Origin of the sequence: Flavobacterium sp. YJ01 (assembly GCF_029320955.1) — a bacterium.
In the GTDB taxonomy this organism is placed as follows: Bacteria; Bacteroidota; Bacteroidia; order Flavobacteriales; family Flavobacteriaceae; genus Flavobacterium.
Genome location: NZ_CP119757.1, coordinates 22,626 through 41,713 on the forward strand (window position 1 = coordinate 22,626; position 19,088 = coordinate 41,713).

Below are 19,088 nucleotides of genomic sequence, written 5' to 3' on the forward strand. Positions count from 1 at the left end.
TACTGATTATTTGGAAACTGGAGCGTTTATTAGTAACGAAAATGCTGAAACTTATAAAAATTACACTAAGAATGAATCCGTATTTATAACCCAAAATAATACCGTAAGACTTAAAGAAGAATTGATTAAAATTATTAATGATAGTACTACTGTCCTCAAGATATGTAGTTTTATTATAACGGATAAAGAAATATTTGATTTAATACTAGAAAAAGCAACAAGAACAAATGTCACAATATTTATTTTAACACAATTAGACAAATCGAAACTAAATAATTTTACATCATTAAGTGAATTCTTGACAGAAGAAGAAATGAATGATAAAACTTCTACAATTCATTTGAATTATATAAAAAAACTACATGATAATGGTGTTCATATCAGAGCTTCTGAATCTGCTCACGCTAAGTTTATTATTGCCGATCGAGGATGCGGGTTTATCATGAGCGCTAATATAACGACACCGTCTTTAAATGAAAATACGGAATCTGGAATTTACCTCGACAAAAATAGTAGTGAGGAATTAGATAAACTTTTTGATATAATTTATATCAAAGGAACAAATTACTCTGGATTTACTAATTCGCTAAAAAAAGGTAAAATGATGGTAAACTACACTCAAGTAAATTATGCATTCGATAATCTGCCAAAGGCAGCTGACTCTAATTTAAGATTTACATATTTAGATAAAACATTCAATCTTCTTGATGAAATCACTAATATCATTGATAATTCCAATGAATTCATTTATTTATCAACATATAGTATTGTTGGTTTACAGCATATTGAAAGGCTAGTAAAGGCACTGGAAAATGCTGTGATTAGAGGTGTTAAAGTATTTTTATTTTGCAGAGGTATGAATTATAGAAATGATCATTTATCAGCCTCAGAAGTTTTAGCTAAAATTGGGTGTGAAATTTTCGGAAATTATGACAATCATTCTAAGGGCATTATTTCAGAAACAGATGGATTAATTTTTACGGCTAATATTGATGGAAATCATGGATTAATTAATGGATTTGAAGTGGGTTGTATATTGAATAAAAAACAAAGAGAAGATTTTCTTGATTTTCATAAATATTTAATAAATCACAGTAATTATAAATATAAAATTGCTCCACAAAGAATTGATTTAATTAAAGCCTATATCAACTACGAAAAATATAAAAATATTTCACCTACACAGATCCCATCAGATCTAATTATAAAAGCAAATCTGAACATAAATGTGGAGAAAGATGATTTTCTGAAACTGCCAATTTTTTATGCAATATCAGATAAGAATACCCATTTAACTGTTGGGAATTACACATATGATTGCGTTTTTGAAGGCAATACCTTTACAATCGTTAAAAAACAATATTTTCAATATAATAGAGAAAAATATTTACTTAAATTTTTTAATCTGACATTAGAAATAGTACAATGAAAAAACAGATACCGTATTTAAATGAATGGCTTGAACTAGCTAATTCAGGGAATTTTAATAAAGCTCAAGAGCTCTATTATGAAAATCTTTTTGAAGCTGTTATAGATAATTTTAAAAATAATTACCAAAACAGTATCCCGTCAGGTGGTGTATTGTTTTCAATTTTAGGATTTTCACCAGAACCAATTATTTTAACTGCAAAAGCAGTAAATCCAGAAAAACATATCATTTTTACGACCAATAGCAAAAGTGATGGAAATGATTATTTAGAAAAATTCTTAGAATCAAATTATAAAATGATTTACGTTGAAAATGAAAATTTTGAAACCATATACAAAGCATTGAAAGAAAATTTGATTTTAAATCCAAATTCAAATATGACTCTAGATATTACAGGTGGAAAAAAATCTATGGTAGCTGCTGCGAGTATATTTGGCAAAGATTATGGCTGTAAAATTGTATATGTTGATTTTAAAGAATACTTGAAGGAGTTAAGAAAGCCAATGCCTGGTTCTGAAATTTTGAATATTGTATATGATCCCTTAGCTAATCAACCTGAAATTTTTATTTTATGAGACATCAAATCGCTTTAGTTGGAGGTCAACTATTACCAATATATCTAGGAATAAAAGAATTTAGCCCTGATAAAATTCATTTTATTGTATCAAAAGAATCAATTGAAAGTCTTACTAATTTAAAGCCGATGATCAGCGGTATACCACAAAATGAGTATCGATGTAATGCTTTTGATTTTTATGAAATAAAGACAATTTGTGAAAGAATAATCCAAAAAATAGATCCAGAAGATACTATTACCTTTAATTTAACTGGAGGAACTAAAATAATGGTATTGGCTTGTCAAGCAATCATCCATGAGAAAAGTTTAGATGGATTTTATATTAACCAAGATGATTCTTTTTTAGTCTTACCTTCATACGAAAGAAAAAGTATCAGTACTGAAATATCAGTAAAAGAATTTTTTGATATAACTGGACACAGCACATACAATTACAAAACCATAAAGGACTTTACAGAAGAAGATATAAAAACTGCTGAAAAGATTAAAAATTTTGCCAATAACGATTCTAGATATAAATTAATTATTGGCGCCTTCAGAAAGAAATATTTTAATAAAAATGATTCCCTACCATCAAAAGGAAGTGAGTCAATAAATAGTGGCATTAAAGTGATTTGGGATCAAACATCACTAAATATCGAGTTTAAAAACAAAAATATTTTAAAATTAAACTCCAAAATAGCATATGATTTATTTTTCGAAGCTGTTTGGTGGGAGTTAATAGTCGCAAAAGAAATTATTAGTTTGAAAAACTATAAGGAGGTATTTTTAGGATTTGAACTTAATTTTAAATCTGATAAACAAGCGACTAAAAATGAAATAGATATTTTAATTAATACTGGGAAAAAATTAATTTTTATTGAATGTAAATCAGGTTTTGTCAGACAGGAAGATATTAATAAAATGAAAATTGTAAAGCAGACTTATGGAGGTATAATAGCGAAATCTATTCTAGTTTGTCGTGAAATGCCTAATCAATCTATAATGGAAAAATGTAAAGAGTTAGATATCGAATTATTTTATTCATTTGCATTAAACATAGAAGTTAATCCTTTAAATAAGCTGTCTAAAGTTATCAATCAGTTAGAGCGAAAAGCATCAATTTAATTTATACTAGATATTTTGACACTATAACTTAGCATATGTATATATAAATTATGGGCAAGTTACATCTGAAACAACGAGATATCAATCAAAATAAAATATTAAATTAATGAAATACCAAGAAATCTTTGTAAAAAGCGTATTAGAATGTAAAGAAACTAAAACCTACATTGGAACAGGAAATCCAAATAGTAAAATTTTAATTGTTGGAAAGGAAACTGCAACTGATATAGAAAATAAAGCAAATCGTGACGAACATTATATTAGGTTTCAGAAAGAGAATTTACAAGATTTCAAGGAAAATGCCATTAAGTGGAATTTAAATATTAAAAATAATGTTGAAGTAAGTACAATTCCCAATTGGATTGGTGGTAAAGATTCTCCTTTAACTTCAAATCCATTATTTCCATATAAAAGTTTACATCCAAAAAAACTAAAAGAAGGACAAACTTGGCGAAAATATCAAAAACTTCACGACTTGATTTTTTTAAATGATTTAACATCACTAAAAGAAAAAGAATTTGATTTTCATAATAATTTCTTCTTGACAGAAATGAATAGTTCTCCTGCTAAGTTTACTAAAGATGCAAACAAAGACGGAATTCCAAGCAGAAAACAATTTTTTAAAGAAAGTGATTTTTTTCAAAGTTTCCCCGTTGTTGTATTAGCTTGCAGCAACTATATTAATGGTGATGAAATTAAAGAAATTTTCGATGTAAGCTTTGATAAAAAATATGGTAATGGAAAACAACTATATTGGACACATTATAATTCTGATAAAACAAAATTATTAATTCATACACGGCAATTGAGTACAAATGTTTCAGACAATTTATTAAAAGAAATTGCAAATGAAATTCGCAATTTTAAAAAGTAAAAATCAATTAGAATGAAAGCGCTAAACAATTCACATTATACTTAATTTAAAAATAATCACGAATTTGGGAATCTTTTTTGAAAAATCAAAAATAGCACTTTACTTGTATTAAAAAAAGTCTAGTAACATTGGTATATCCTGAAAGATTGATAGTATAAAACAGATAATAAACTATAAAAAATAAATTTTATATGTATTCAGACAAATTATTTGAAAAAGCGACATCGATTAAACTAAGCGTTGTGAAGATCGAAAACAAAAAACTAACAAAGAGTATCTTAAATCAACTTAACAGAAAATCACCTTTTGACAAACTTTACAACTTGAAAGAAAATGTAAAGTTCCTTGGTTATGTAAATGATAAAACAAAATGTTTGTTGTGGTGTAATGAAGACCTTATCTACAAATATGACATTAAAGATGTTTTTCCTTTTCTGAGAATAGATTTACACAAAAACACAATTAATGATCTGTATGAGATTTTTCCTTCTGAAGAAGTGAATTCACTTCATAGTTATAGAAACGAAATGGGCCATTATGAATATCAGGATCTAGAAATTTCTTGTGTATTAGATAAAAACACGCAATATGAAATCCAAGATAAAAAAGAAAATATAGATAAAATACTTGAAGAAATATTGAAAAGACAAATTTTTATTTAAATAACATTTTCTAGCAGTTATACGAGATTTGGGCATTTGGCTGAATTTAAAGATGGTTTTGTACTTGGAAAATTTGTGCATAATGGAAAAATCGCGCATCTTTAATCCCAAACCTCGTGTAGCGCCAGAACGTTAGCTGCAACTCTAACGCACGACGGAGTAGACAACGAATTTAAGGAAAAAACACAGGTCATAAATTATGAGAAGTTACAAAGACATTGAAAAAAAAATATACAAAGGACTTCAGGACACCTGTGTAGATGCAATAAACTTTAACGGAACATTTGACGCTGAAGTAAAGCCAGAATATATAATAACAATGAATGTTGCTAAGGCTATTGGCGAATTGAATTTTTATCCTGGTTCTCCATTCCTAATACGACCCGAGGAGCGGACAAAAGTTTTTGCAACAAGATGTGTTCCTGATATTTTATGGGAAAACATTTTTGCACCTACCATCTTTAGGACAGCTCAAAATACAGACAGAAATGGACGATTTGATATTACCGTTTATGAAGATGACACTGAAAAACCATTGACAGCAATAGAAGTAAAACTTATTAATCCAAGCGAAAACGATATTAAGGACGATATTAAGCGACTTTCAGAATTACTCCATCTTGCTGACAAACAAACAGGAAATTCAAAAATCAAACACTCTTACTTTACTTGCATAGAGTTAAATGAAGCGATAAAATTTGAATCGGAGACACTAGAAAACATTAAAGAAATAAAGACAAAATATAAAGGTTGGTTGGTGAGCATATTGGCAGAGTTAGCCGAAGTAAACGTAATATTTGCAAATACTAAGTTTGAAATTGCAGCACTTAGCATTGACAAGTCCTTGCTATTGACTCCTGAGAAAAGAACCGGTGACGACATCTTTGACGGAGATTTATATTCGCAAGCAAAACACTTTGTAGGAGTAATTGTTCGACTGACAAAGACATAAAAGAGAAGCAGCTAACAGCCGTTATAAAATACTTTACAATATGCCCTCGGAAAAAATCAAAATTGGTATTAAGTGTTTGATTGCAAACCTTGACAGTCCACAAAAGACAAATAACGCCAATGGAAGACATTGGCGTTATTTTTTTATATTTTATATTATTTTAGGTTTTCAAAAAAAGTCAAAACAGGCATCAAGTGTTCGATTCCAGTCCCTGACAGCCCACAAAATTATAAAAACTCCAAAGTCATTTGATTTTGGAGTTTTTTTGCATTGTAAAAAGCTTATAATTTTACAGAAATATAGTTAATCCTTTATTATACTTTAGTTAATTCCCTCCAAGAATAACTTTTATGAACTATTTTCCAGCTTCCTTCATATTTTAATAATAAAAAATAGTCGGTAAAAGTTCGCCAATCTGGAACTATTATTTCTGCTTTAGCAATTGCGGCATCATTTTCTACATCAATTGAAATAATCTTTCCAACTCTGTTTACTTTTTCTCCAGTTTTTATATTAGTAATATACTTTTCGCCTGAGCGTACCCAAAGCGTATCGTTTGCCACAGTATATAAATTAAACTTAGGATGAAAAGCTTTTCGAAGTCTTTCTGGCTGTCCGTTAGCAGTTCCTTCAATATAATCATTAAGAATACTTGTAATTTGTTCCAAATCATTTTTTGATTTTGGTTGTTGGACTTTAAAATTGACTTTTAGAAGCGAGACCACTTCATCAGCCACTTTAATGCCTGAGCTTGGGTCTTGACCTGTTACAAATCTGCCGTCAACGCTATAAAAAGCATCTCCTCCGTTTTTAGAAAATATAAAATGCCCTCTATTTTGTTTAATCGTATTGTTTATTGAGAATGGGAAGGCTTTATAATATTCAGCATTCTTATTTTCTAATTCATCAGGATAACCCGTAATTTTTAATCCGGCATACAACGATTTTCCTTTTTCATCTTTTAAGTTAACAATTCCTGCCGTTCCGTGGCAGATTGCAGCGATAATTCCGTTGTTATTATAAATCGTTCTTGCGATTTTTTGAATTGTAATATCTTCAGCAACTCCAAACATTGCAGCGCCGCCACCACTATAAAAAATTGCGACATAATCTCTGGAAATAATTGATGATGGTTTCTTAGAATGTTCTAATTTATTCATAAACCAGCTATCATACAAATACTTTTTCTGCAAACTATCTGATGTGTTGATGTAGCCAATAGGAATTGCGCCACCTTTTGGACTTACAAAATCAACGGTATAGCCAGCTTTTATAAAAATATCATAAGGAACAACGATTTCTTCAAAATGATTGGCAGATGGAATTTTTGTATTCCCATAAAAATCTTGATTTGAAGTTACAAACAAGATTTTGTTTTGAGCGTTTAAACTCATCGAAAATAGAAATGTGTGAACCACTAATAGAACTAATATTTTGCTCATTTGCTGAAAATTGGTCATTTATTATGGTTTTATTATTTCGACTGTGCCGTAGGAGCCTCAATTGTTTTGTGTGGTGTCCTAGTCGAAATTTTGTCGACAATAAACCAGTCTTGATTTATTTTCATCAGATTGAAATAATCGATAAATAAAAGCTTTGAAGTACTTATTTCGACCTTTGCAGCAGCCACATTATTTGTAATATCAATAAAAATAATTCGTCCTGACCAATTTGCAACTCTAGCATAGGGCACTTTGTAACCTTTCATGTAATCAGATTTACGTACAATATTTAACTTATTATCAGCAAAGTATTTTAACTGCCACGAATCATGAAATGACTGTCCAACCTTAACAGAATCGCCTGTCGCTTGTCCGTCTAAATAAAGGTTAAGTGTTTTTTGAATCGAAAGCCAATCATTGCCAGGATCGCTTACTTGCGAATAGGCATTAAAGAACAAAAAATTAAAGGAAATAAATAAAAAGACTTTTCTCATTTTTAAAATTTTTAAATTAATAATAATGAGACAAATATCCAGTAAGTGAATTTTAAAAAGGTTTTAATCTATAAAGTAGAACTCTTAATTTATAAAATTAAACTCCTTTTGAATATGCTTTTTGATATTCTGCCGGAGTTAGACCTGTTATTTTTTTAAATGCAGTGAAAAATGTAGATTTTGAAGTAAAGCCGCTGTCATAACCTAAACTTTCATAAGTTAAGTTTTTTTCAGTTTCTAGTAATTTTTTGGCTTTTTCGATTCTATATTCTTTTATAAGATTTGAAAATGATTTTCCTAAAATTTCATTTACATATTGAGATAATAAATGCTTGGTTATTTTTAATTCTTTTGCAGCATCTTCAAGATTGAAATCTGGATTAAGATAAAGTTCTTTTTCTTCGATAGTTATTATTTTTTGACGGATAAGGTCAAGCATTTCACTATCCATTTCTTTATTCTTGTATTTTTCTTTTTCTTTAAAAAAAATACTTTCGCTGGTATTTCTAAAAATTAAAAGTAGAATAATTAAATATAAAATAAAGGTGAAGGACAATGCTCCAACAATGTATGAAGTATAAGCCGCGCTGGCATAAGCCAACCATATTAGTGAAACGCCAAAGTAAATACTAAGAAACCAAATGTCTATTTTCTTTAAATTTTCTTTTTCTTTGAATTTGTAAAAAATAGGTTGAAGATATTTTAATGATAAAATAATATATACCAACCATTGAAAATATATTGCCTTTACAATCCAGAGGCTCCAAATTAATTGATGTTGAGTATAAGGATAAAAAGTCCCTAAAACGGTTATAATTGCTAAATAGGGTATTACGTGTTGAACCCAAGTCGTTTTTCCATTTTGAGCGTGTGATTTAAGGGTTAAGAAAAGAAAAGGACCAATAAGAACACAAGCTGAAAGTCCGATTTGAATAAAAATATTGGAGAGAGAAGGATTAAAGTAGAAAAAAACAGATTTTATAATTCGAATACTTAAAACTAAAAGAAGCAAGGATAAAAAGTAATTTGCAAAAATTTTCTTTTTAGCATTCACAGCAAAATAAAATGAGAGTATAAATCCATTAAAGGCTCCTAATGCGCTAAGAAAGAAAAGTAACTGGTTTGATTCCATTATTATTACCGAATTAGTAATTGCTGACCTCTCAATTACCAGCTAATTTTATGTTTTTTATCTAAAAACGAATATAAGAAATATTTTACTGAATTTTACCTTGAATCATATTTCCTTGGTTAATCGATCCAATTCTTTTAATAAGGTCGGAAATCTAAATTCTCCATGCATGCTTTCAACTTTTTTAAAAGCTTCATCCAAATCAATTCCGATAGAAGTAATGTACAATGGTTTTTTACTGTCGCCTCTAAACAATGCTTTTTTGTTTTTTTCTATTGAAGCAAAATTTGTTTTAGCAACGCCAATAATTGGGATTTTTTTGTTTAATTTTTCATATAAATAACCGCCTAAACCGTATTTATTTTCGTCATCTAAATAGACAAACCCGTCAACTACAATTACTTCAATTTCAGATAAATCAATTTGTTGGAGTAAACTTAAAATACAAGGCAATTCTCTTTTGTAAAACTCTCCTGGAATATATTCTTCAACATTTTCAATGATTTCAGAGTAAACTTTAAAATTTTTGCCTTCATTCCATTTTTCGAATTCAAGACAAACAGTTTTTGCTTTTTGATCAAAATAGTACGTATCAAAAGCTAAGATTTTATTGGGCATTTATGTTTTTATTTTGAATTAATTTTCTGTAATTCAGCATACATTTCATTTAAAAATGATTGCTGTTTGGTGTCGTCTTTAAAATAACGTTGATATATTACGCTGCAACTTTCTACGTCTGCTATATTTTGTTTATTAAAAGACCAATCATCCGTATTTTTAATAGTAATCCCGAGATCACTACTGCAACTTTGCCATAATTCTGAAAATCTCGTTTTATTATCCTCGCTCAATTTGGTAAAATCTGCCGTAACAGTATAGCCTCGCATTTCTGAATTGAAAAATTTATAAATAGATCTCACAGGAACACCTCCCCAAATTAATTCTCTACCTTTAGGAAATTCAATTGTAGTGAGTTTTTCTTCACGCATTTTGTGATCTTGTTTTCCTTCAACAAAAAAATGCTCTTGGTAAACTAATTTTGTCCCAACTGGAACTTGAATTTTCTTTACTACCAAAGGTTCAGTAGTTATGAAATAAGGATAATTTGGCGTAGAATTTCCTCCGGTTGGATTCATGTTTCCAACGCAGCCAGTTAGAATCGCAGCGAAAAGAAAAGAGAAAGGTTTGAAAATTTTCATACTTTTAAATGATAACATTATGAGCTAATATAAGAAAAAACTTTACTTTCATATTACTTAGATTGAGTTCTTCCTAAAAAAAATAGTAACTTAGAGTACAATCAATTAAAACTAAAACTCATGAAAACTAAAATGATATGGGGAAACCTTGTTTCTAATGATTTACAAAAAACAATTCAATTTTACACTGATTTAGGTTTCAAACAAAACGGAAAAGAAACAGACGAGTTGGTGAGTTTTATATTTGCTGAAAATAATTTCATCATTAACTTTTTTGTTCCCAAAAAATTAGAAGTTGCTGTAAAAGGAAAATTAGCAAATGCCAAAACAGAAAACGAAATTATCTTTTCTTTATCAGCAAAGAGTAGAGAAGAAGTGGATCTTTGGTATAAAAAAGTAAAAGAAATCGGCGGTACTATTTTCTCTGAACCAGAAAATTTTGAAGTCGGTTATACTTTTGGTTTTGCAGATCCAGACGGACATAAATTCAATTTTTTATATTGGCCGGGAATGTAGTTATAATACATTATTCGTCGTCTGAACCACAATATTCATTATAAAAGAAAACCATGTCTTTAATATTATTTTTGGTGAATTTTTTGGTATTGATTTTTTCTACGACTTTTTTACAATCTGCAAAGTATTTTTTTGCTCTTAGATTAAAGCTAAATTCAATATCTGTGGCATAAGGTTCATTTTTACGCTTTACATATAACGCTTCAGTCATTGCCCAAACTTTGTCTTCATCTGAAGGCAATTTTCCTATAGATAAATTGGAACTTCGACCTATGTAATACTCTTTTGCGTATCTGTAAAGATTTACATTTCCTTCTTCAACAACTTGCAACAACTTTGGTTTTGAATGCTCAAATTCAATATATTCATATTTTTCAGAATATCCATAAGCTGAAAAAATTAATCCTTTTGCAAAATCATAACTCCATTTATCTGCTTTATCTTCTTGTTTTACTTTAAAATAGATATCATTATTCTTAATTTCAGCAAAACCTTCAATAGAGCTGCTATCCTTAAATATTATAGATGCTTCTCTATAATCTTGGCTAAATCCTAGATTAATAAAAAGAACAAATAGAAGCTGTAGAATTAATTTCATTGTTTTGTTTTTTGTTTGCTAATATAAATATATCTAAAGTATTTTTTTGCCATATGACAAATTCTCTATAAAAACTTATTCCTAACTTTCGGGTATGAAAGAATTAGTAAATTATATATTGCAGTTTGGCAATTTAAATCAGCAGCAAATTGATTTGATTTTATCTAAAGCTCAAGAAAGAGAAATTCGTAAAGAAGCTTATTTTTCTGAAGCTGGAAAAGTTTCTGTTGAAGTTGGTTTTATTTTAGAAGGAATTCTGCGTGTTTGTTATTACAACAACAAAGGCGAAGAAATCACCAAATACTTTATAGACGAAAATAATCTCGTTGTAGATTTAGACAGTTTCGATAACAATATTTGCTCTTCTGCCTACGTACAAGCAGTTACAGATTGTAAAATGATTATTTTTTCTAAAAAAGACTGGCAAGAATTATTAGACACGATTATTGGTTGGGATACAATTGTGCATAAAATAATCTCCAAAGCTTTAATGCAAAAAGTAGCTAGAAGAAGTCCGCTGGTTTCTGAAGATGCTACAACGCGTTATTTATCTTTTATGGAAATGTTTCCAAATGTAATCAACCGCGTTCCGCTTTCTTATTTGGCTTCTTATTTAGGAATTACACAATCTTCTTTGAGCAGAATTAGAAAAAATATTCGTTAAAAATCGCTTTTTGTCATTTGGCAAATGTTTTTATTTTTTATCGATGGAACTTTGTAATCAATAATTTAAAAATTTAAAAAATGGATTCAGTATTAATTACAGGCGCAAATAGAAGCATAGGTTTAGAAACAGCAAAACAGCTTTCAGAAAAAGGATTTTTTATTTATTTAGGAAGTCGTGATCTTGCAAAAGGCGAAGAAGTTGTAAAAGAATTAAACCAAAAAGGATTTCAAAACATCAAAGCGATTCAGATTGATGTTACAAACGACGAAAGTGTTTTAGAGGCGAAAACAATTATAGAAAAGGAGCAAGGCAAATTAGATATTTTAATCAATAACGCTGGAATTTTAGGCGATGTTCCGCAAGATTCGTCTACAACTTCTGTTGCAAATATTCAGAATGTTTTTGACACCAATTTTTTTGGAGTAATCAGAGTAACACAAGCATTTATTGAATTATTAAAAAAATCAGATAATCCAAGAATCAGTAATATTACTTCAGGGCTTGGTTCGCTTACGCTACATAGTGATCCCAGCTGGAAATATTATGCTTTTAAAGCGGTTTCTTATGTTTCTTCAAAAACAGCTTTAAATGCCTTTACCATTACTTTGGCACACGAATTAAAAGATTTAGGTTTTAAAATAAATGCAATTGATCCAGGTTATACCGCAACTGATTTTAATCATCATAGCGGACCTGCGAGTGTAGAAAGCGCGGCAAGTTTCATCATTAAACATACTTTAGATGAAAATGGGCCAACAGGAAAATTCTACAGCCCCGATATAGAAAACGAAAGCGAAGAAAGTCCTTGGTGAAATAAAGGATAAAAACATTAAAACCCTCATAAATCTAATATTTATGAGGGTTTTAGCATTTAAATAACGCTCAATTTTAAAGAAAAGTAGTATTTTAGTCGGTGATTCGTTTGAATAGAAATTAGTAAAGAAAATACCATGTCAATTACAACAGAAGCAGAATTAATCGGAATGAAAAAAGCAAGTGAAGCAGTTGCTCTTACTTTAAAAGAAATGAGAAAATTTGCCAAACCCGGAATCTCTACAAAAGAATTAGATGATTATGGCGGACAAATTCTGAATGATTTAGGAGCAAAATCTGCACCATATTTGACTTATGGTTTTCCGGGTTGGACTTGCATTAGTGTTGATAATGAATTTTGTCACGGAATTCCATCTGATAAAAGAATTTTGCAAGAAGGAGATTTAATTAATATTGATGTTTCTGCAGAATTAAACGGGTTTTGGTCCGATAACGGCGGTTCTTTTGTGATCGGATCTGATGTAAACGAACATCAAAAATTAGTAGAAGCTTCAAAAGATATTTTACGCAAAGCTATTTACAACATCAAAGGCGGTGTTCGTATTTCTGATATTGGATTTCTGATTGAAACTGAAGCTAAAAAACGCGGTTATAAAGTCATTAAAAATTTAACTGGGCATGGAGTAGGGAGAAGTCTTCATGAAGCACCACACGAAATTGCCAATTATAGAGATCGTTTTAACCAAACCAGATTTAAGAAAAATTCTGTTGTTGCCATTGAAACGTTTATTTCAACCACTTCTACTTATGCAGAAACGTTGCAAGACGGCTGGACAATGGTCGGAAATAAGGGCGGATTCATGGCACAACACGAACATACAATCGTAGTGACAGAAGGAAAACCCATTATTCTGACCGAAATGAATGAAATTTGGAATTAAAAAATCATATAAAGTAAAAGCTCCATTTGTTTCTAATGGAGCTTTTATGTTTTTAAATAGATTTATTTTGTTTATTAAATTCGGTAACTAAATTTTTATTAGCTTCAATTATCTTGCTTGGATGAATCATATTTGAATTAAATATAAAATCGTAGTTAATGTCTTTTTGTTTAAATTGATTTACTCCATACGCCACACTATTTGGTGGAATATCTTTTGTAATAATAGAACCAGCACCAATAACTGAGTTTTTTCCAATTACTATAGGACCTAAAATTTTAGCTCCATCGGCAATTACAACATTCCTAGCAATAATCGGATTTCCGACATTTTCCCATTCGTTGCTGATTTTATTATATTTCAAATTAGCTCCAATTGATACGTTTTGAAAAATCACTACATTTTCGCAAATTTTAGAAGCCACAATTGTACACCCACGTCCGTGATGCGCAAACAAAACACTTTTGTCCATTTCAGCACAATTGATTTCGCAGCAATACAGTTTTTCTAATAAATTAGAAGCGATTTTTCGTAAGAATTTATTCCTTGAATGGCAGTTTATTTCAACCAGTTTATTAAACATATAGAGTTTTTTTATTCTTCAATCAACCATCAACCATCAACAAATTAACAATCAACCATTAACAATTAAGCCGGTTCCCAAAGTTCAATTTTATTGCCTTCAGCATCCATTATATGAACAAATTTTCCGTAATCGTACGTTTCAATCTCGTCCAAAACAGTAACTCCGTTTGCTTTTAGTTTTTCTAAAAGTCCTTCGATATTTTGAACGCGATAATTGACCATGAAATCTTTTTTAGAAGGAGAAAAATATTCGTCACCTTTCTTAAAAGGACACCATTGTGTTGATTCAATTTGTTCTGGATTTTCAAGATTTCGAGATTCAAAACTGGCAGAACCCCAATCGTTTATTTCTAACCCTAAATTTTTCGCATACCAATCTTTAGTTTCTTTCGGATTGTCTAGAAAAAAGAAAATTCCGCCAATTCCTGTGACTTTTGGTGTAATTTCATTTGAAATATTTTCCATATTATTAGCTGTTTAGGATTGTCAAATACTATTATTTCATTAATCTAAGGTATTAAAATAATCATTGTATTCGCCTTTTTTTATTCTTTTGATTTATCTTTACGTAAAAGCTTTTATTTTAAAACAGATCATGATGAAAACTGACAGAATTTACAAAATATTGTTTTCTAGCGTTTATCCTTTATACATTCAAAAAGTAGAAAAGAAAGAACGCACAAAAGAAGAATTAGATACGGTAATTAGATGGTTAACAGGATATAATGATGGACAGCTTAAAGAACAAATTGAAAAGAAAGTAGATTTTGAAACTTTCTTTCAAGAAGCACCGCAAATCAATCCGAATTCATCTAAAATTACTGGAGTTATTTGTGGTTATCGCGTTGAAGAAATTAAAGATCCGTTAATTCAAAAACTAAGATATCTAGATAAATTGGTTGACGAATTAGCAAAAGGAAAAAAAATGGAAAAAATTTTAAGAGAATAATTAAAAAATAAAACCTTCAAAAACTACTTTGAAGGTTTCTTTTTTTTAAACTCTTAATAAACCGCGAAAACCTCTCGCGGCATAATAGGAATCTGCGCCATTGTGATATACAAAAACAGTATTATATCTAAAATCTGAAAAAATGGCTCCTCCTAATTTTCTAATTTCTGGCGGAGTCAAAATCCAACTAGACGTTTTTGTGTCAAATTTTCCTAATTTCTGTAAGTCTTTATATTGTTCTTCGTTTAAAATTTCAACTCCCATTTCTTCTGCCATATTTAAGGCGCTGTTTGCGGGTTTGTGTTCTTTTCTTTTTTCAAGCGCTTCATGATCGTAACAAACACTTCTTCTGCCTTTCGGACTTTCTGAAACGCAGTCTACAAAAAGATATTCATCGGTATTTTTATCATAACCAATTACATCTGGTTCGCCTTCAGTGCTTTCCATTTGCTCAAGCGACCACAATTTTTCTGGATTTGCTTTTAGTTTGGCTTCAATTTTAGACCAAACCAGATTTTCATGACGATTTTTATTCTTTTCGAAACGTTTCTCAAGCGTACTTAAAATTTCTTCTTGTTCGTTTGCTGTCAATTCTTTTTTCATGTTTTTGTGTTTTTAATTAGAACTGCACTTTCTATTTTCAGGTCTGAAGTACCACGAAATTACCGTTAAAACAATTAATAAAATTGGTCCAAAAAGTACCGAAGCTTCATCTCCAATAGCTAAATGAGACACTACAGCTCCAGACATTGCAAAGAAAAAACCGGCATAGGCCCATTCTTTCAACAAACCAAATTTCGGAATTAAAATTGCAATTACGCCTAAAAGTTTCCAAACACCTAAAAGAGTCAAAAAGTAAAGCGGATAGCCTAAATGTTTTATCATTTCAGCTTCTTCTTTTAATGGAATAAGCTGTACAATTCCTGTAGAAGTCATTCCTAGCGCCAGCCAAAGTGTAGCAATCCAATATATAATCTTGTTTCTTTTACTCATAATTCTTTATTTTAGTTTAGTTACAATTTCTTCTAGTCTATTGTGCGCCATATTTAAACCTTGCGCAAATGGCAGTTTAAGTTGCGTCAATCTATGTTCGATAGATTTATAAATAATCTGCATGGTTAATTTACTTGTTTCTTCAGTTAATTTTTCGAATTCTAAAAATTCCAATTGAGGCGCAAAATTTGCGTTATCCATTTCAAAAGTTCGAACGATTTTCTCATTTGGAATAATATCGTGAATTGTTCCATGCGCTTTAAAAACTACATTTCCAGACGGATCGCTGGTTTCAAATTCCCAACCGCCATGTTTTTTATTCTCAAGTTTTACAACTTTTGTTCCCATCCATTGCGCTACAATTTCAGGTTCCATATAAGCTTTAAACAAAAGCTCTACAGGCAGATCAAATTCTCTTGTAATGACAAGGTCGTGTCTGTTATCTTCAGCGTGAATTTTTGTCTTTTTTTCCATGTCTTATTTTTTATAATTTTTCATGATTGCTTCTAACTTGTTAAATCGCTCGTCCCACATTTTTCTGAAAGGCTCAATAAAATTGTCAATTTCTTTCATCTTCAAAGGATTTAAATGATAATAAATTTCTCTTCCGTTTTGTGTCTGACTTAACAATTCACATTCGCTAAGAATTTGAATATGTTTTGAAATTGTCTGTCTCGACGAATTAAAATTCTCTGCAATTGCCCCAGGAGTCATACTCTGAATCGCAACTAAACTCAATATAGCTCTTCGTGTCGGATCGGCTATTGCCTGAAAAACATCTCTTCTAATTTCCATTATGCAGTTATTTGACTGCAAATATAATGAAGTCATTTGACTGCGCAATATTTTTTATGCTTTTTTTTAATAAAAAAACCTTCAAAGTTTTAGATTTGAAGGTTTTAGCGTAATTTATTATTGAATTAATCCAATCCAGCAAACTGAAAAGGCTTAGTTTCTTTAAAGTTAATCAAAGATTCTCCTGAATAATTTTCATGATTTGCTAAGCTCAGCTTCTTAATTTTTCCTTTTTCACTAAAATCAATTTTATTAAATTCAACCCAAATCACATTTGGATTCAGAACATTATCAAAATAATAAACCAAATTTTTTTGATCTGCAACTGTTCTCCAGCGAGTAGAAGAGATGTTAGGTTCTGTTTCTGATGAAATTCCGAGCGGAACAGAACAATTTCGAATTACACCAAAAACACTTGCCAAAGCTGTTCGAATATTATCTGTTTTCGGAATGGCGTCTATATAATAAGAAGCGCGAACAAAACGATCTGCCGCGCGATTAGTTCCCGGAAGCATAATTGTTCCAGGAATGCTTTTCCAATAGGAATTAATAGCCAATTGTTCATCAAAAATGGGAGAATTAGTCATGGCAACATATTTTCTATCGTGATGAATTACCAATTTACTGTTTATATATTCGAAAATAGCATTGTCGCCAGTCGCATCTGAAATGGATAGATGAACCGTAGCAAAAATATCTGTTCCAGGAATGTGAGAAGAAGCAATAACAAAATCTCTTTTTTCTAATGCTGCAACAGCTTCAGAAACTGTCGAAAAATTGTCCAAAACATATTGCAACCATAAAGAAACTGCCAAACCTTTTACTTTTCCGTTTTTCTCAAATTTTGGATATTGAGATTCAACCAACCATAAAAGATTTCCAACAAGCCCTTTTTCGTTCATTCCGTCAGAAGAAGCAATGTCCCACGAGCTTGTAATAACACTTCCGTATTTAGATTTCCATTTTACAGAACTAGTTCCAGCTTCACCAAATCGTTCAATTCCGCGAGGAAATATCCATAAATTTGCTGGAATTTCTCCTTTCCAATCCATCGAACGCGCCGTAATAATTGTGCCATTTAATCCTTCATAAACTATTCTTGTGCAAGGAATAGCTGTTTCAGATATCAAAAGACTAAATGCTAAAAAAAGGGTCAGAATGCTATTTTTTAATTTCATAATCTAGAAATTTTAATTAAACATTGTTTTTGAGATATTTTTTTGAATAAAAAGATATTTAAAACAATAAGATTTATCTGCAATTTAAGTATTTAATATAATATTTTAGCAATTAAACATTTAATAATGAAGTAGATGTAAATCAATAAATATTATTTAGAATAATTTTAAATAGTTTTGGAATTAGAAGAAATATCGTCTATTTTTGAAGTTATCACAACTTTTAAAAATTGACTTTAAATGATGAAAAAGATTTTCAAAGCTCTCAAAATATTTTTGGGTAGTCTGGCAATTTTAATTGTAATCGGATTTTTGTTCGAACGTATTTCTCGATTCTATTATGATAGCAAACGTCCAGATAAATCAGAATTTGTAGAAATTGATGGGAGAAAAATTCATTTTAAGAAACAAGGAAAAGGCTCTTGCACCGTAGTTTTCGAATCTGGTTTGGGAGGAGATTATCTGCATTGGCAAGATATTCAGAAGAAACTTTCTCATAACTACACCACGATTTCTTATGATAAAGCCGGAATTTTATGGAGTGGCCCAGCAAAGAAAACCAATTTAAGAAGATACGCAGATGATTTAAAACAGCTTCTAGAAAAAACGAATTGCCCAAAACCTTATATTTTAGTTGGACATTCTTTTGGTGGAATTACGCCAAGATTATTCCTTAAAGAGAATGCAAAAGATATGGCAGGCATTGTGTTTGTTGATGTTTCTCATCCAAAACAATTAGAAAAATCTTCTGAAGCTTTAAAAAAATCTGTTCAGCCTCCACCAAAAATATTTTTGAGTTTTTTAAATGAAATCGGCGCAATTAGAATATTATACAGCACAACAGCTTTTACAGCAGCGGTTCCCAAAGAACATTGGTTTAACAGAAATGTAAAACACTATTTCTATCGTATTTTAGACGGAATGATCGAAGAATTAGAAAATGATGAAAAATTAATGTTAGAAGCATCTCAAATTGATGATTTTGGATCAATTCCGCTAACAATTATTACTGCAAAATATCCGAATGGAGTAGAGGGAGCAAAGGATAAAAATCTTGAAAATGAGTATCTTTCTATTCATAACAATCTACAGAAAGATCTGCTTCATTTGTCTGTTAAAAGCACGCAGGTTTTTGCGCAAAAAAGTGGTCATTATATTACACTTCAAGAGCCAGATTTAATTTGCAATGAAATAGAAAAATTAGCGCCGAGATAATTCGGCGCT

General features: G+C 30.2%; 25 protein-coding genes. 12 read left to right on the forward strand and 13 right to left on the reverse strand.

Translation table 11 applies throughout. The annotated features are described in order from the left end of the window. Positions 1 to 10: 10 nt before the first annotated feature. The 6 genes from P0R33_RS00115 (at position 11) to P0R33_RS00140 (ending at position 5,601) form a co-directional block, all read left to right on the forward strand. Positions 11 to 1,429 (forward strand): phospholipase D-like domain-containing protein, encoded by a 1,419-nt coding sequence (locus tag P0R33_RS00115; RefSeq protein ID WP_276173545.1) that lies wholly within the window; start codon positions 11 to 13, stop codon positions 1,427 to 1,429. Then, entirely contained in the window at positions 1,426 to 2,004 is a 579-nt protein-coding gene (locus tag P0R33_RS00120; RefSeq protein WP_276173546.1) for a hypothetical protein, read from the forward strand. The genes P0R33_RS00115 and P0R33_RS00120 overlap by 4 nt, the downstream gene beginning before the upstream one ends. Next, on the forward strand, positions 2,001 to 3,113 hold the full coding sequence (locus tag P0R33_RS00125) for a DUF1887 family CARF protein (RefSeq protein ID WP_276173547.1): 1,113 nt from the start codon (positions 2,001 to 2,003) through the stop codon (positions 3,111 to 3,113). Before P0R33_RS00120 ends, P0R33_RS00125 begins: the two co-directional genes overlap by 4 nt. A 106-nt stretch (positions 3,114 to 3,219) precedes the next feature. Next, on the forward strand, positions 3,220 to 3,987 hold the full coding sequence (locus P0R33_RS00130; protein ID WP_276173548.1) for a hypothetical protein: 768 nt from the start codon (positions 3,220 to 3,222) through the stop codon (positions 3,985 to 3,987). Between the two features lie 191 nt (positions 3,988 to 4,178). Then, the gene (locus tag P0R33_RS00135) at positions 4,179 to 4,649 is read left to right on the forward strand and encodes a hypothetical protein (protein ID WP_276173549.1); all 471 of its coding nucleotides are present in this window, start codon (positions 4,179 to 4,181) and stop codon (positions 4,647 to 4,649) included. Positions 4,650 to 4,848: 199 nt separating this feature from the next. Next, the gene (locus P0R33_RS00140) at positions 4,849 to 5,601 is read left to right on the forward strand and encodes a hypothetical protein (protein WP_276173550.1); all 753 of its coding nucleotides are present in this window, start codon (positions 4,849 to 4,851) and stop codon (positions 5,599 to 5,601) included. 314 nt (positions 5,602 to 5,915) lie between these two features. Here the strand turns inward: P0R33_RS00140 and P0R33_RS00145 are convergent, their stop codons facing one another. The 5 genes from P0R33_RS00145 to P0R33_RS00165 form a co-directional block, all read right to left on the reverse strand. Continuing rightward, entirely contained in the window at positions 5,916 to 7,061 is a 1,146-nt protein-coding gene (locus tag P0R33_RS00145; RefSeq protein ID WP_276173551.1) for a nuclear transport factor 2 family protein, read from the reverse strand. A 14-nt stretch (positions 7,062 to 7,075) separates the two neighbouring features. Beyond that, positions 7,076 to 7,537, reverse strand: coding sequence for a nuclear transport factor 2 family protein (locus tag P0R33_RS00150; protein WP_276173552.1), 462 nt, complete (start codon positions 7,535 to 7,537; stop codon positions 7,076 to 7,078). A 97-nt stretch (positions 7,538 to 7,634) separates the two neighbouring features. After that, on the reverse strand, positions 7,635 to 8,669 hold the full coding sequence (locus tag P0R33_RS00155) for a helix-turn-helix domain-containing protein (protein WP_276173553.1): 1,035 nt from the start codon (positions 8,667 to 8,669) through the stop codon (positions 7,635 to 7,637). Between the two features lie 105 nt (positions 8,670 to 8,774). After that, on the reverse strand, positions 8,775 to 9,287 hold the full coding sequence (locus tag P0R33_RS00160; protein ID WP_276173554.1) for an endonuclease V: 513 nt from the start codon (positions 9,285 to 9,287) through the stop codon (positions 8,775 to 8,777). A gap of 8 nt (positions 9,288 to 9,295) precedes the next feature. Continuing rightward, the gene (locus P0R33_RS00165; RefSeq protein ID WP_276173555.1) at positions 9,296 to 9,868 is read right to left on the reverse strand and encodes a hypothetical protein; all 573 of its coding nucleotides are present in this window, start codon (positions 9,866 to 9,868) and stop codon (positions 9,296 to 9,298) included. Between the two features lie 120 nt (positions 9,869 to 9,988). Between P0R33_RS00165 and P0R33_RS00170 the strand changes: the two genes are divergently transcribed. Beyond that, entirely contained in the window at positions 9,989 to 10,384 is a 396-nt protein-coding gene (locus P0R33_RS00170; RefSeq protein ID WP_276173556.1) for a VOC family protein, read from the forward strand. Between the two features lie 10 nt (positions 10,385 to 10,394). Here P0R33_RS00170 and P0R33_RS00175 read toward each other — a convergent pair whose 3' ends face one another. Beyond that, complete coding sequence (locus tag P0R33_RS00175) at positions 10,395 to 10,982, reverse strand: hypothetical protein (protein ID WP_276173557.1); 588 nt, start codon at positions 10,980 to 10,982, stop codon at positions 10,395 to 10,397. A 94-nt stretch (positions 10,983 to 11,076) separates the two neighbouring features. On the opposite strand from P0R33_RS00175, the gene P0R33_RS00180 reads away from it, so the two are divergent. From P0R33_RS00180 to map, 3 genes are all read left to right on the forward strand, one after another. Further along, a complete protein-coding gene (locus P0R33_RS00180; protein WP_276173558.1) occupies positions 11,077 to 11,646 on the forward strand; it encodes a Crp/Fnr family transcriptional regulator in 570 nt (189 codons plus the stop codon). A gap of 80 nt (positions 11,647 to 11,726) precedes the next feature. Continuing rightward, on the forward strand, positions 11,727 to 12,461 hold the full coding sequence (locus P0R33_RS00185) for an SDR family oxidoreductase (protein WP_276173559.1): 735 nt from the start codon (positions 11,727 to 11,729) through the stop codon (positions 12,459 to 12,461). A 138-nt stretch (positions 12,462 to 12,599) separates the two neighbouring features. Continuing rightward, complete coding sequence (map, locus tag P0R33_RS00190) at positions 12,600 to 13,364, forward strand: type I methionyl aminopeptidase (RefSeq protein WP_276173560.1); 765 nt, start codon at positions 12,600 to 12,602, stop codon at positions 13,362 to 13,364. Between the two features lie 52 nt (positions 13,365 to 13,416). On the opposite strand, the gene P0R33_RS00195 is transcribed toward map, so the two are convergent. Both P0R33_RS00195 and P0R33_RS00200 read right to left on the reverse strand, forming a co-directional pair. Continuing rightward, a complete protein-coding gene (locus tag P0R33_RS00195) occupies positions 13,417 to 13,947 on the reverse strand; it encodes a serine acetyltransferase (RefSeq protein ID WP_276173561.1) in 531 nt (176 codons plus the stop codon). 65 nt (positions 13,948 to 14,012) lie between these two features. Beyond that, positions 14,013 to 14,414: a VOC family protein gene (locus P0R33_RS00200; protein ID WP_276173562.1), complete on the reverse strand. Its 402-nt coding sequence runs from the start codon at positions 14,412 to 14,414 to the stop codon at positions 14,013 to 14,015. A 133-nt stretch (positions 14,415 to 14,547) separates the two neighbouring features. Between P0R33_RS00200 and P0R33_RS00205 the strand changes: the two genes are divergently transcribed. Continuing rightward, a complete protein-coding gene (locus tag P0R33_RS00205; RefSeq protein ID WP_276173563.1) occupies positions 14,548 to 14,898 on the forward strand; it encodes a DUF2200 domain-containing protein in 351 nt (116 codons plus the stop codon). A 45-nt stretch (positions 14,899 to 14,943) separates the two neighbouring features. Here P0R33_RS00205 and P0R33_RS00210 read toward each other — a convergent pair whose 3' ends face one another. The 5 genes from P0R33_RS00210 to P0R33_RS00230 all read right to left on the reverse strand — a co-directional run bounded on the left by P0R33_RS00210 (position 14,944) and on the right by P0R33_RS00230 (position 17,864). Continuing rightward, positions 14,944 to 15,501: a DUF4256 domain-containing protein gene (locus tag P0R33_RS00210; RefSeq protein ID WP_276173564.1), complete on the reverse strand. Its 558-nt coding sequence runs from the start codon at positions 15,499 to 15,501 to the stop codon at positions 14,944 to 14,946. A gap of 12 nt (positions 15,502 to 15,513) precedes the next feature. Beyond that, on the reverse strand, positions 15,514 to 15,891 hold the full coding sequence (locus P0R33_RS00215) for a DoxX family protein (protein ID WP_276173565.1): 378 nt from the start codon (positions 15,889 to 15,891) through the stop codon (positions 15,514 to 15,516). Positions 15,892 to 15,897: 6 nt separating this feature from the next. Beyond that, positions 15,898 to 16,365, reverse strand: a complete 468-nt coding sequence (locus P0R33_RS00220; protein ID WP_276173566.1) for an SRPBCC domain-containing protein — start codon at positions 16,363 to 16,365, stop codon at positions 15,898 to 15,900. Between the two features lie 3 nt (positions 16,366 to 16,368). Continuing rightward, on the reverse strand, positions 16,369 to 16,686 hold the full coding sequence (locus P0R33_RS00225; protein WP_276173567.1) for a metalloregulator ArsR/SmtB family transcription factor: 318 nt from the start codon (positions 16,684 to 16,686) through the stop codon (positions 16,369 to 16,371). A 125-nt stretch (positions 16,687 to 16,811) separates the two neighbouring features. Next, positions 16,812 to 17,864 carry a linear amide C-N hydrolase gene (locus P0R33_RS00230; RefSeq protein WP_276173569.1) on the reverse strand — a complete coding sequence of 351 codons (1,053 nt, stop codon included), beginning with the start codon at positions 17,862 to 17,864 and terminating at the stop codon, positions 16,812 to 16,814. A gap of 243 nt (positions 17,865 to 18,107) precedes the next feature. Between P0R33_RS00230 and P0R33_RS00235 the strand changes: the two genes are divergently transcribed. Beyond that, entirely contained in the window at positions 18,108 to 19,079 is a 972-nt protein-coding gene (locus tag P0R33_RS00235; protein WP_276173570.1) for an alpha/beta hydrolase, read from the forward strand. Positions 19,080 to 19,088 lie beyond the last annotated feature (9 nt).